This is a genomic window from Gilliamella sp. ESL0250 (genome assembly GCF_013345045.1).
Lineage (GTDB): Bacteria > Pseudomonadota > Gammaproteobacteria > Enterobacterales > Orbaceae > Gilliamella > Gilliamella apicola_H.
In genome coordinates this window covers 121651-135139 of sequence record NZ_JAAEDV010000006.1, presented here as the reverse complement: position 1 = coordinate 135139, position 13489 = coordinate 121651, and the positions used below count along the sequence as shown (strand labels likewise).

Below are 13489 nucleotides of genomic sequence, written 5' to 3'. Positions count from 1 at the left end.
GATATAAATGCCTGTTCATCGTTTTGTCCTTATTTTCATTACCTTAATTATTCTAGTGTCTCGATAGCTTTAACTACTCTATATTCTTGATGCTAGATGTTAATAATTCCAGTTTACGTTAAACCCTAATGCTAAAGGATTGGTTTTAAATCCTTTCGGTTTGCGTATCGGGGTACCTGCAAATAGGTCGTAGTAAAAACCGTAATGGCTACCCCTAATACCCACAACACCTCCGGTTAGGTGCCGCCCTAACAAATATTCGCTTTTAGCCCCCGAGACCTCACCAGTGTCAATACCTAAATATGGCTCATGGTTAAAAGGTGCCTGCCAGGCAAGTTCATTACGTACATACCAACCTCGGTCAGCTTTTAAGGTTAATTCACCATCAAAACCTCGTACACTCCATCGTCCGCCTATCGAAAACTGGTCTGGTGAAGTTAAGCGTTCACCCCGCGTATATTGACCTTGATAGTCTAAACGATAACGAAATTGTTGCTGTCCCAAGTTAAAGGGGACATTCGCCGAAAAGTTGACTAAAAAAATATTAGATAGTGCACTACCGTTGTCTTCTGGATTACGCTCTTCTGGCGCTTTTCGTGCATTGAACCAACGCACACCTTTTTGATACGTGACGCCCGCGTCTAATGTTATATCGTTAATATAGTGCCGATGTTGTAGCCCTAATTGCCAATTCGTCGTTTTTCGTTGCTGGATTTCAATTTCCGTATCATTGATATAGTTATGTGATTGACGTAGGCTAATGCCATAACTTAATGTCGTTTTTTGAGATTCATTGCGATGAATCAATCGACTCAGTTGGATATTGCCGTTGCGACTACGTCCACTGTATTTATAATCTTCATTTTGTCCTGCTACCGTTTGATGATATTTGTTACCAGATAGCGAGGCATTGAATAACCAATAACCCCAAGGCACCGAATACGAGAATAAATAGTTACGCGAACCGTATTTGCCTTTACCATTTAAATCATGCCCACCAGAGATATAAAATGCATCACTTAATGACAATAAGTTATCCATGTAAAGTGTAACTCCGCCTTGGTCTCGTCCCGTTGTTTTGGTACCAGAATCATCAACCGATAATCCTAATCGCCACATTTTTGTTTGTTTGCGACTAATAACAATATCGCTTTCACCCGGTTTATCCCCTGGTACTAACTGCATCTGTGCACTCACTGTGGGTAAACGTTGTAAGTTCTCAAGCCCTTGCTCTATATCTCGTAGATTGAGTATTTGGGTTTCTCTTGCTGGCATGGCACTATACAGTTGTGCATATTTATCACTATCTTCACTGTAGACTATGCGCCTAACTTTACCTTCAACTAACAGTAATTTTAATGTCCCCTCCCCTAAATCTTGCTCGGGGGCAACAACTCGGGTAGTGATAAAACCATAACTCACTAGGCGGTCTTGTAACTGACTCATTAACAAATTTATTCCTTGCCCACCCAAACAGCGATGCTCGGCTTGTTGTACAAGTTTTTTTAAGGGAATAAACCAAGGTAATTTGTCACGCCCAATTAATTCAACCTGATTAATATTGAAACATAACGACTCAACCGGAAAGTCTATCTGTCCAGTTGTTGTGCTCGGTGGTAATAAATGGATATCAGGTGAGATGGGATTTAACGAATCTTGCAGAGCTTTTTGACGTTCTTGCTGGTGGATCAGCTGCTGGTCACTAAGTGTTTGTGTTGACAGGGGCTCGGCTAATACAATAGAGACGGGACAGATAACTAAGGCTAAACTTAATAGAAATTTTTTCATCACAACACTTCAAAGTCCAATTTTCACTCAATTATTACATAAAATTTACGCAAAAATACTAAACTAAAACGGATCAATTGTCTATATAAAAACCGATAACTTTCATTATATAATAATTTTTTATATTATTTTTAAAGATATTTTTATTACTTATTCAGTTTGTATTGTATGATTTTTATTTAATTTAATCACTTTTACATTCTCAACATAAGGAAAATTGCAATATTAAAAATATTGTTGAATTAGTATTATAAATTTAAAAGATGCTAGATAAATAATACAATTAATAGTTAGGGAATTTTACGTTATCCCTAACTTAAACAAGTTATAAACCATTAAAAATTGCAATATTTTATAGTTCTCAAACCATGTAAAAAATAAAAAAAATTAGATAGCACATTGATTTTCATGTCTTTTTATTTCATAAAATCACTCAATATTCGCATGCCGACACTTCATTACCTCTGGAATCTGTTGTAAGCTTTCCATCAAACTATAAATAAGACTGTCGTAAGTCAGTAATGAGAGTTGCTCAAATGTGCTACCCATTGGTTGGTTTAACTTATCAAGTTTTATAGGAATAATAACCATATTATCGGCTAATTTTGCCAAGGTCGAGGTACCGGTTGTTGTAAATAATATGATTTTGACACCCAAGTCTTTTGCCTGCTGTGCATAGGCAATTAAGCTTTTGGTTTCGCCTGAATTAGAGCCTAAAATCAGCAAATCACCTTTATCGGCTTTGGGTTTACTAATTTCGGTAATTAAGCTGACCTTTAAACCTAAATGCATTAACCGATTGGCAAACGCACTTATCATTAATCCTGAACGCCCTGTTCCCGCTAAAAATAGATGGTTTGCACTAATAATCGCATTTTTAAATTCGTATAATTGCACTTCGTTGATTGTGTCTATTTGTGCCGCTATTTCACAGTGTTATCATGAGCCAAATTTGGCTGTGCATATAATACTGAACAAGGGGTCATATTATTTCTATGCGGTTTAATATAATAAGTGTGCTCTATTGCATCAAAAGTACTTTTATTAGGTGAACCATACCGTGTTAATAATTCGCCGGAGGTTGCTTTTATCGTTAATTGATAATTTGCAGCACATGACGTACTTAATAATTTGGTTGGATTTGCTTTTACGTTTGCTGTTATATCGTTACCCATATTATCTTGCCACTTTACAGTTATACTTCCTGTAGCACTTATATCGCCATCATCATCGCCCCAATAATTGTATGAAGTACCAATTAAACTATTTAAATCAATACTTGGGTAATAGCTATTTCCTGATGTTGGTAGTGGCACCACTGTTTTTATATCACTAAACTTTTTTATACTTTGCGGTAGCTCTATCGGTTTTATAAGACTTGATAAATCTTCATTTGCTTTTATCTCCATTTCATCTGCTAAGGTTATTGCAAGTAATGCTTCGGTGTTTTCTGCCCTAGTAACTCCACCATCAAAGGTTAGATATGGTGCACTACCATTGATTACATTACTGGTTGTCGCACTTAAGGCATTTGCTATGTTGATATTGGCAGCTAAAAATAGGCTTATAACAATAAATAATAGTGTGATAGGAAAATAAGATAATAAAAACCTTGCAGGTTTTATAAGTAAATTTAAATTCGAATTTAATACTAAATGAAAAGATATTAGCGAATTAATAATGCTCACCACCAATAAATTACGTCTCATTTTCAATCCGAAAAATAAACCCAAATGATGGCTAGCTATTAAACAACATTTTAACATGCTTCCGATTCCTTTTTCATGATATATATTTGTTTTAATTTTATATATTCAATATAAAGTATAAATAGATTAAACGGGTTTTGAAAATTTGAAAGTAGGGTATTTGTTAAGGTGTGTAAAAAGATAATTATTGATTTACTAGGGCGCTTTTTGTCTGTGATGAAAATCCTGAAAATTTTGTCAAAAAGTTTCAGGTAACTATGTGTTTAAGTATAAAAAGTGATTGAGTATAAAATTTAAATTTTGTCAGGATTGAATTGTCGATACTTTTCAACAACAAATCAATAGTCTTCAGATGTTGTAAAAGATTAGTGCATGTTACAATAAAAATTATTCATGTAGTGCATTGATTTTATTTAAAAATTTTAATAACAATCAATGGGCTATACGGTATATCAAGTGATTATATTTTTCCCCAATAAACCTGCAATCAAAGGTAAAATATATTTTAGGAATGTTTTACGTTTTTGACAGTAATTTGAGAAACGACTAACGTCTTGTAAATTTTAGGAAATTATTTTAATCATGAAATGTAAACATCACGGAATTTTTTTATACTTTACACTATGTTAAGAATTAAATTAAATATACCCTTCCTAAATGCCGTTATCTAAAACAAAGATCCTCAAAAATGATTAATTATGGCATAATGTGCGCCAATTTATATTTTCGCGACGTCATGCAAAGGCTAATTATTGCTTTTGAGCAAAACGCATTTTAAAGAGAGTCAATTTTCGTGTTAAGTACAAATAACATCACAATGCAATTTGGCAGTAAGCCATTATTTGAAAACATTTCGGTTAAATTTGGCAACGGTAATCGTTATGGTCTAATCGGCGCTAATGGCAGTGGTAAATCCACCTTTATGAAAATTATTGGTGGCGATCTCGTGCCTACATCAGGTAATGTGGCTTTAGATCCACATGAAAGACTCGGTAAATTACGCCAAGATCAGTTTGCTTTTGAAGAATTTACCGTCCTTGATACCGTAATTATGGGACATACCGAATTATGGGAGATCAAGCAAGAACGGGATCGCATCTATTCACTCCCTGAAATGAGTGAAGAAGATGGCTTTAAAGTTGCTGATTTAGAAACCCAATATGCTGAAATGGATGGTTACAGTGCCGAATCTCGGGCTGGCGAATTATTATTAGGTGTTGGTATTCCAATTGAGCAACATTACGGATTAATGAGCGAAATCGCACCCGGTTGGAAGTTGCGGGTATTATTAGCCCAAGCCCTATTTTCAAATCCAGATATCTTATTACTCGATGAACCAACCAATAACTTAGATATTGATACGATCCGCTGGCTTGAAGATACCTTAAATCAACGCGAAAGTACTATGATCATTATTTCGCATGACCGCCATTTTTTAAATATGGTCTGTACCCATATGGCAGATTTAGATTATGGTGAATTGCGCATCTATCCGGGTAACTACGACGATTACATGACCGCATCAACGCAAGCGAGAGAGCGTTTGTTAGCCGACAATGCCAAAAAGAAAGCACAAATTAGTGAACTGCAATCCTTTGTTAGTCGCTTTAGTGCCAATGCATCAAAATCAAAACAAGCAACATCACGCGCAAGGCAAATTGAAAAAATCAAACTTGAAGAAGTCAAAGCTTCTAGTCGACAAAATCCATTTATTCGTTTTGAGCAAGATAAAAAGCTATTTCGTAATGCGCTTGTTGTTGAAGACCTTACCAAAGGATTTGACAATGGCCCTCTTTTTAAAAATCTTAAGCTCATGGTTGAAGTGGGCGAAAAAGTTGCTATTTTAGGGACTAATGGTATTGGTAAAACTACATTATTAAAAACGCTAATGGGCGAACTGACTCCTGAGCAAGGCAATATAAAATGGTCTGAAAACGCAAATATTGGTTATTATGCGCAGGATCATGAGTACGAATTTGAAGGCGATTTAACGGTATTTGACTGGATGAGCCAATGGAAACAACCAAACGACGATGAACAAGCCGTGCGTAGTATTCTAGGTCGATTATTATTTTCACAAGACGATATTAAAAAACAAGTTAAGGTCTTATCTGGTGGTGAAAAAGGACGCATGTTATTTGGTAAATTGATGATGCAACGTCCTAATATTATTGTTATGGACGAACCAACTAACCATTTAGATATGGAATCTATCGAATCACTCAATATGGCATTAGAGCTTTATCAGGGCACACTATTTTTTGTTTCGCACGACCGTGAATTTGTTAGTTCATTGGCAACACGCATTGTTGAAATCACCCCAGAAAAAGTAATTGATTATACGGGTAATTATGAAGATTACTTACGTAGTCAAGGAATTGAATAATCATTCATTAATAAAAATGGCCACAAATACCAATGTGGCTATTATTCTGGTTGCCAATAAATTTTACAACGCCTTAATTCCTGTTAACGACTTGTATAAATGGAAATAACTTCGCCAGAATCAATGTCTATATCAACATTTATATCATCTATAACTATTCCGCCAGCCCCAATGTTCATCCAATTATCTTGCGTTATCTCTTTCGAATAAAAGCTTATTGTATAACAGCTAAATCCATTATTTATGCTTATATAATTATTAAAAGATATATAAAAATGATCGATATCGTATTTATATTTGGTCACAAATTCGCTTTTCTTTGCTGCTTCTATCGCTTTGAATAAAAAAGGCGTATATTTTTTATCAAGTTTAAAAATAGTGTCTTCGCCCATTATGCAAGCCCCCTTACCGAAATAGTAGACAGTCATTGTTTAGATAATAGAATTAGGCTAACTGATTTATACCAACTTATATCAGCGTTGTTTGATCATTTTAAGAAAACATAAGTACGATGAGTTATAAATAATAAAAAGCAAATTACCCATTATTACAATAGTAATTTTAGTCATAAAAATAGCCACACCTGCGACTATTTTCTATTTAAAGATGACCAATGAATTAGAACTCTAATTCATCCCACCAAATATCAATAAGTTGGCTGGTTTTTACATTTTTCAAACCGTGAGTTTCCAGCCATTTTGTGACAATGTCACGATGTTCTTCAGTACAATTCCCTAATTTTTGGGTGCAAATAATCCCTTTCCAATTTAAATAACCGCTTCCCTCATAAGCTAAACCATTGGGTTGAATAGCTTCAAGAATAAACTGATCAACGATATTATCTAAAGTCTCTTCGCTTGTACCTTCGTCAAAAGACCAAATAACCGTAAAGCCTAACTCTTTAAACTCTTCAATGTGTAATTTTTTTCGTAAACGTCTGCTGCGATTTACCATAATAGTTTCCTTCTACATTATTAAATATTAATTAATTTGTTTATTTTTAGTGTGATTATGTCGGCTTGATGATTTCACACCATTTTGATTGAACTGCGACGATCGGTTTGCGCTTGCACTTCCTCTTTTTGGTGGTGCTCGCCTTTGTGATGATTTTTTTATCGGTTCAGCTTTAATCTTAGGATCAACTTCAAAACCTTGAGTTGTTAATTCTGGAATCGTTTTTTTAATTAACTTTTCAATCGCTTTTAATTGAGGAAGTTCATCAATGCATACCAGCGAAATAGCCTGCCCTTCATTTTGAGCACGTCCTGTTCGTCCAATGCGATGCACATAATCTTCTGCCACTTGTGGAAGTTCATAATTAACCACATAAGGCAGTAACTCAATATCAAGACCGCGAGCAGCAATATCGGTTGCGACTAATGCTCTAATTTGTCCACTTTTAAAATCTGCCAAAGCTTTAGTGCGTGCGCCTTGGCTCTTATTGCCATGAATGGCAGACGCTTTTATACCATCTTTAGTCAACTGTTCAGCTAAGTGATTAGCACCATATTTCGTGCGAGTAAAAACCAACACCTGTTGCCATTGATTTTTACCAATTAAATAAGACAACAATTCACGTTTACGACGTTTATCAACTCGATGCACATATTGGGTGATCTGCTCTGAAGCGCTATTTGTTTTCGCAACAGCAACCAATTCTGGGGCATGCAAAATCGATTGCGCTAATACTTTTATTTCATCAGAAAAAGTTGCCGAAAACATCAAATTTTGGCGTTTTTTAGGTAATTTAGCAATCACACGGCGAATATCATGAATAAAGCCCATATCTAACATGCGATCAGCTTCATCCAACACTAGCATTTTAATCGTTGAAAGATCCACGGCATTTTGTTGCACTAAATCCAATAATCGCCCTGGTGTTGCAATTAACACATCCACACCGCCACGTAGTTTCATCATTTGCGGATTAATACTTACTCCGCCAAATACCACCAAAGACCGAATGGGTAAATAACGGCTATACTCACGAATATTTTCGCCAATTTGTGCAGCAAGCTCACGAGTCGGCGCTAAAATCAATGCATATAAAGGACGTTTGCCTTTTTTCGCCTCAGGTTTATTGATTGCTTGCGCTTGCTGTTCGACCCATTTTTGCAAAATGGGTAAACCAAAACCTGCGGTTTTACCTGTACCGGTTTGCGCACTTGCCATAAGATCTTTACCGGATAAAATGACTGGAATAGCTTGCTGTTGGATGGGAGTTGGGTCAGTGTAGTTTTGTTCTTGAATTGCTTTTAAAATCTTAGCATCTAAGCCAAGAGAGTCAAATGACATGAAATGATTCCTAAATAAATGAAAAGTGGATTGTCCGCTTATATTATAAAGCAATTCCATAATATTTTCTGTTTATTTTGTTACTTCCTATTTTCCACAATAAAATCTACTGTTTGTTTATTATTATAAAATAAAATTAGGGTTATATATAACACAACTTGACAATAACTCACCAATTTATATTTTTAATCATAATGATTTTTAATATGTTTTTTTATTAAAATAGATAAATGATATTTATTATCATTTGCGATTATGCTAATATTCTGCTCCCTAACAACAATAGTTTACTGGATTGCATATGCATTTAAACTTTAACCAAATTAAAAATGTGTTAATGGTCGCACTTTTATCACTTTTTAGCCTTAACTGTTTTGCTAAAGATGATATCACCTTTGCAAACTTCCGCGATATTCGTGATTTGAACCCTCATCTTTATGGTGGCGAAATGTGGGCTCAAAATATGTTGTATGAATCACTTGTTCATTATAATGAAGATGGCACGTTTTCCCCTTGGCTTGCAGAAAGCTGGACTATCACTAACCAAGGAAAAACCTATACTTTTAAACTCAGAAAAGATGTGACCTTTAGTGATGGCGCTAAATTCGATGCCCACAGTGCCAAATTAAACTGGGATGCAGTCCTTGCCAATAAAGTCCGCCATACATGGCTTGAAATGGTACGTTTAATTACTGAAGTTAAGGCGGTAGATGATTATACTTTACAAGTCAATCTATCTGAACCTTATTACCCTTTTTTAATTGAAATTGCCGTCACCAGACCAATGCGTTTTATTTCGCCTAACGCGATGATTGATGGCGAAACCAAAAATGGCGTTAAATCTTTTATTGGTACCGGCCCTTATGTTTTAGGCGATCATAAAAAAGATCAGTATGCTATTTTTAATGCAAACCCTAACTACTGGGGAAAAAAGCCGCAAATAAAAACAGTAAAAATGAAGGTCATTGCTGATAATCAAAGCCGTTTAATGGCGCTTGAAAAAGGTGAAATTGATCTTATTTATGGCAAAAACATGGTTGATGCTGATTCGTATGAACGATTTGCTAAAATGGATAAATTTCAAACATTAATGTCAAAGCCTGTTTCTAGCCGAATGGTCTTAATGAATACCACAAGACCCCAGCTTAACGATGTCAATGTACGACGAGCAATTGAACATATCATCAGTAAAAAAGATATTTCTGAAGGGATCTTTAATAGCAGTGAAGCGCCAGCAGATACGTTAATGGCAACCAATATTCCTTATGCTAATATCGGTTTAAAACCCTACCAATATGATACAAAATTAGCAGAACAACTGCTGGATAAAGCGGGTTGGGTTAAGGTTAATGGTCAACATTACCGCCAAAAAGATGGAAAACCTTTCGAAATTACGCTTTATTATGATAGCAACACAGCCTCGCAAAAAACTATTGCGCAATACATGCAAGATGAATTTGAGCAAGTAGGATTAAAACTCAATATCCATGGTGAAGAAGAACAAGGCTATCGTGATCGTCAAAAAGCTGGCGACTTTGATATGGTTTTTGATATTTCATGGGGTATGCCATATGATCCTCAATCTTTCTTAGCCGGTATGAAACTGCCTGTATATGGCGACTATATCGCTCAGCAAGGTTTACAAAAAAAGTCTCAAATTGATGCCAATATTAGTAAAGCCCTGATCTCAACTGATGAAAAAGAACGACAAGAACTTTATCGCTATGTACTTGAAACACTGCATAACGAGGCGGTCTATATTCCTTTAACTTATGAACGTAACCGTGCTATTGCCATCAAATCATTAAAAGGCATCGAATTTGCACCTTCGCAATTTGATATTCCATTTGACAAAATGCACTATTAATTGACTTATTTTATTACTTAATAAAAATGTTAAATTATATAATAAGACGTTTAATAATGATGATACCGATTGTTATCGGTATCTCATTTATCGCATTTTTGCTAATTAACTTAGCCCCCTCAGATCCAGCAGAAGTGGCATTACGCTTAAACGAAATAATGCCAACCCCTGAAGCAATTGAAAGTATGAGTCAAGAACTTGGTCTAAACCAACCGTTTTGGCAACGCTATTTTAATTGGCTATATAATGTCTTTCATCTTGATTTTGGACGTTCATTTATCGAGCGCGACAGATTAGTCTGGGACGAGATGATCCGCTGTTTAAAACCCACGCTTATTTTAGCCACTTCATCTTTTATTTTTACCTTGATTATTAGTCTAGTACTGGGTGTATTATGCGCCATTTTTTCCAACTCAATATTTGATCATATTTTGCGTATAATCATATTTTTAGGTACTGCCATGCCAAGTTATTGGCTTGGTCTATTATTGATTTGGCTATTTGCTAACTATCTTGACCTATTACCAACTGGTGGTTATGGTTCTTGGCAAAATTTAATTTTACCCACCTTGACGTTATCATTTGTGTATATTTCTACTTATGTTCGTTTTATTCGAAATAATATGATCGAAAATATGCATAACTATTTTATTTTTTATGCCCGCAGTCGCGGACTAAAAGAACGAGTCATCATTTTAAAACATGTATTAGTTAATTCATTGCATACCACAATCACTGCGCTGGGTATGACTATTCCACAACTCATCGCTGGCTCATTTGTGGTTGAATATATTTTTTCATGGCCAGGGCTTGGACGCTTATGTATTTCAGCAATTATGAACCGAGATTACCCAGTTATTCAGGCTTATATCTTAATGATGGCTATTTTATTTGTGGTTTGTAATTTTATTGTCGATGTTTTACACCAATTATTCGATCCACGATTAAGAGATAGTGGTAACATTTCATGAATTTACTTAAACAACTTGTTAAAAATAAAATTGGGCTATGTTGTTTAATCATCATTGCCACTATTATAATTTTAGGTATTTTTGCCCCCTATATTGCACCATTTGACCCCAATAAAGTTCGAATAGTGCGCAAATATGCCAGCATTTCTACCGAACATTGGCTTGGATGTGATCATTTAGGTCGAGATATCTTTTCGCGATTACTTTATGGTATTCGTACAACGCTCTTTTTATCGTTATTAACCATGACAATTACCATTATCATTGGTTCAATAATTGGCTTAATTTCGGGCTATAAAAGAGGTAAGCTTGATGAAATGATTATGAGAGCGTGTGATATTATGCTCTCCTTCCCGAGCCAAGTGATGATACTTGCCATTGTTGGGGTACTTGGCGTTGGAATCGAAAATGTCATTATCGCCAATATTGTTGTAAAGTGGGCTTGGTATAGCCGAATGATCCGCAGCTGTGTAATTAAATATAGTCGTAAAAACTATATTCTTTTTTCGCGAGCAATTGGCGCGCCCCATTGTTTTATTATTCGCCGTCATTTATTACCAAATATCATCTCTGAACTCATTGTGCTTGCAACCCTCGACACCGGTTGGGTTATTTTAAACATCTCAGCACTCTCTTTTATTGGATTAGGTGTACAAGCGCCAACGGCTGAATGGGGGCTGATGTTAAGTGAAGCGAAAAACGTAATGGTTCAGCACCCTATGCAAATGGTCTTTCCTGGCATTGCTATTCTAATTGTTGTTGCTGCCTTTAATATGCTCGGGGACTGCTTGCGAGATATTCTTGATCCAAAGGAAAAAACTGCATGAGTGACAAATTGCTTGAGGTTAAGAATCTAACCGTAACACTTGATAGTAATCAAAAATTGCTCAATGACATTTCATTTTACCTTAAACATCGACAATGCCTCGGCATTGTTGGCGAAAGCGGTAGTGGTAAAAGTTTAACATGCAAAGCCATTATTGGCTTATTAGAGCCCTATTTTTCTGTTCAAGGTAAAATTCTTTTTTCACCGCAAAACGCCAACATTCAGTTACCAGAAAATAGTGATTTATTAAAACAGACTAGAGAAACACTACGATTCATTCGTGGCAATGTGATTTCGGTCATTTTACAACACCCTATGAGTGCTTTTGATCCCCTTTATCGTATTGGTAAACAAGTGGTCGAAACATTACTTGCCCACCAATCAATCAGCAAAAGTGAAGCCATAACAAAAGCCCTTAACATGATGGCAGATATTGGACTTAATGATCCTAAACAAGTTTATAATAAATATCCTCATCAACTCAGTGGTGGAATGTTGCAACGAATCATGATTGGTATTGCTCTAATGCTTGAACCTGAACTAATTATTGCTGATGAGCCCACAACAGCTTTAGATTCAATTAGCCAGTTTCATATTTTAAAAATGTTTGAACAAATCAAACAACAATCTAAAACAGCCATAATCTTTATCTCGCATGATTTGGGTGTTATTCATCATATAGCAGATCATATTATTGTGATGAACCGAGGCAAAATTGTCGAACAAGGTAGCTGTGAGCATATCTTTTATCATTCTGAAAATGGCTATACACAATATTTAATAAATGCACGAAAGCAGCTATTAACCAAATTTAATGCCGTTATTCAGCCAAATACCCTTACATCAACATCGGAGACAATTTAAATGCCACCGTTATTGCAAGTTGAAAATGTAAAGAAAGCCTTTTTACAACCCAATCAAGGCTTATTCAGCCGAAAAAAAACGCCAATTATTAAAGATGTCTCTTTCTCATTATATCAAGGGGAATGCTTAGGCATTATTGGTGAAAGTGGCAGTGGTAAAAGCACGTTAGGCAAACTGATTTTAGGACTTGAAAAACCTGACAGTGGTAAAATCTACTTTAATGGATATGATACCGCACAACGTGCTTGGCGCAAATCGGCGATGCGGCGAGACATTAGTGCGGTATTTCAAGATTATAATGCTTCGGTTAATCCCTATTTTACTGCATCTGAAATTATTGCCGAACCCATTGATATTTACGAAAAAATATCATCAAACGCACGTAAAAAACGCATTGATGAACTTTTAGAACAAGTTGGCTTAGATCACACCTTTTATAACCGCTTTCCTCATGAAATGAGCGGTGGGCAATTACAAAGGATCTGCATTGCACGAGCTATTGCTTGCTCACCTAAATTTATTTTATTTGACGAGGCAGTCAGTTCTTTAGACATATCAGTACAAACGCAAATATTATCTTTGCTCGCTGATTTACAAAAACAGTTCAACTTAACCACGATTTTTATTACTCATGATTTAACCACAATCACTTATTTATGCGATCGTATTATCTTTTTTTATCAAGGCAACATTGTTGAACAGGTGGATAACATTGACCAATTAAATCAAGTCAACCATGCTTATTCCAAACAACTTCTTGACTCTATTTTAGGTTTTTAAATT

The 13489-nt window shown here is 35.5% G+C and carries 12 protein-coding genes; 6 read left to right on the top strand and 6 right to left on the bottom strand.

Going from position 1 to position 13489, the window contains the following annotated elements; translation table 11 throughout:
• Positions 1 to 99 precede the first annotated feature (99 nt).
• The 3 genes from GYY69_RS06805 to GYY69_RS06795 all read right to left on the bottom strand — a co-directional run bounded on the left by GYY69_RS06805 (position 100) and on the right by GYY69_RS06795 (position 3497).
• On the bottom strand, positions 100 to 1788 hold the full coding sequence (locus tag GYY69_RS06805; protein WP_174796994.1) for a ShlB/FhaC/HecB family hemolysin secretion/activation protein: 1689 nt from the start codon (positions 1786 to 1788) through the stop codon (positions 100 to 102).
• Between the two features lie 429 nt (positions 1789 to 2217).
• On the bottom strand, positions 2218 to 2685 hold the full coding sequence (gene hxlB / locus GYY69_RS06800; RefSeq protein WP_202984963.1) for a 6-phospho-3-hexuloisomerase: 468 nt from the start codon (positions 2683 to 2685) through the stop codon (positions 2218 to 2220).
• Positions 2686 to 2711: 26 nt separating this feature from the next.
• Entirely contained in the window at positions 2712 to 3497 is a 786-nt protein-coding gene (locus GYY69_RS06795) for a hypothetical protein (RefSeq protein ID WP_174796993.1), read from the bottom strand.
• A 793-nt stretch (positions 3498 to 4290) separates the two neighbouring features.
• Here GYY69_RS06795 and GYY69_RS06790 point away from each other — a divergent pair.
• Positions 4291 to 5883: an ABC-F family ATPase gene (locus GYY69_RS06790; RefSeq protein ID WP_174796992.1), complete on the top strand. Its 1593-nt coding sequence runs from the start codon at positions 4291 to 4293 to the stop codon at positions 5881 to 5883.
• 83 nt (positions 5884 to 5966) lie between these two features.
• Here the strand turns inward: GYY69_RS06790 and GYY69_RS06785 are convergent, their stop codons facing one another.
• From GYY69_RS06785 to rhlE, 3 genes are all read right to left on the bottom strand, one after another.
• Positions 5967 to 6275 carry a hypothetical protein gene (locus GYY69_RS06785; protein WP_174796991.1) on the bottom strand — a complete coding sequence of 103 codons (309 nt, stop codon included), beginning with the start codon at positions 6273 to 6275 and terminating at the stop codon, positions 5967 to 5969.
• A 226-nt stretch (positions 6276 to 6501) separates the two neighbouring features.
• Positions 6502 to 6837, bottom strand: a complete 336-nt coding sequence (locus GYY69_RS06780) for a YggL family protein (protein ID WP_194240614.1) — start codon at positions 6835 to 6837, stop codon at positions 6502 to 6504.
• A gap of 27 nt (positions 6838 to 6864) precedes the next feature.
• Positions 6865 to 8178, bottom strand: coding sequence for an ATP-dependent RNA helicase RhlE (rhlE, locus tag GYY69_RS06775; protein WP_174796990.1), 1314 nt, complete (start codon positions 8176 to 8178; stop codon positions 6865 to 6867).
• Between the two features lie 301 nt (positions 8179 to 8479).
• On the opposite strand from rhlE, the gene nikA reads away from it, so the two are divergent.
• Genes nikA through GYY69_RS06750 form a run of 5 tightly spaced genes read left to right on the top strand, consistent with a single transcriptional unit; the run spans position 8480 to position 13486 of the window.
• Complete coding sequence (gene nikA, locus GYY69_RS06770; protein ID WP_174796989.1) at positions 8480 to 10045, top strand: nickel ABC transporter substrate-binding protein; 1566 nt, start codon at positions 8480 to 8482, stop codon at positions 10043 to 10045.
• 26 nt (positions 10046 to 10071) lie between these two features.
• Entirely contained in the window at positions 10072 to 11016 is a 945-nt protein-coding gene (gene opp1B, locus GYY69_RS06765; RefSeq protein WP_174796988.1) for a nickel/cobalt ABC transporter permease, read from the top strand.
• Positions 11013 to 11843 carry a nickel/cobalt ABC transporter permease gene (gene opp1C / locus GYY69_RS06760; protein WP_065637666.1) on the top strand — a complete coding sequence of 277 codons (831 nt, stop codon included), beginning with the start codon at positions 11013 to 11015 and terminating at the stop codon, positions 11841 to 11843. The genes opp1B and opp1C overlap by 4 nt, the downstream gene beginning before the upstream one ends.
• Positions 11840 to 12706, top strand: a complete 867-nt coding sequence (locus tag GYY69_RS06755; protein WP_174796987.1) for an ABC transporter ATP-binding protein — start codon at positions 11840 to 11842, stop codon at positions 12704 to 12706. The genes opp1C and GYY69_RS06755 overlap by 4 nt, the downstream gene beginning before the upstream one ends.
• On the top strand, positions 12707 to 13486 hold the full coding sequence (locus GYY69_RS06750; RefSeq protein WP_174796986.1) for an ABC transporter ATP-binding protein: 780 nt from the start codon (positions 12707 to 12709) through the stop codon (positions 13484 to 13486).
• Positions 13487 to 13489 lie beyond the last annotated feature (3 nt).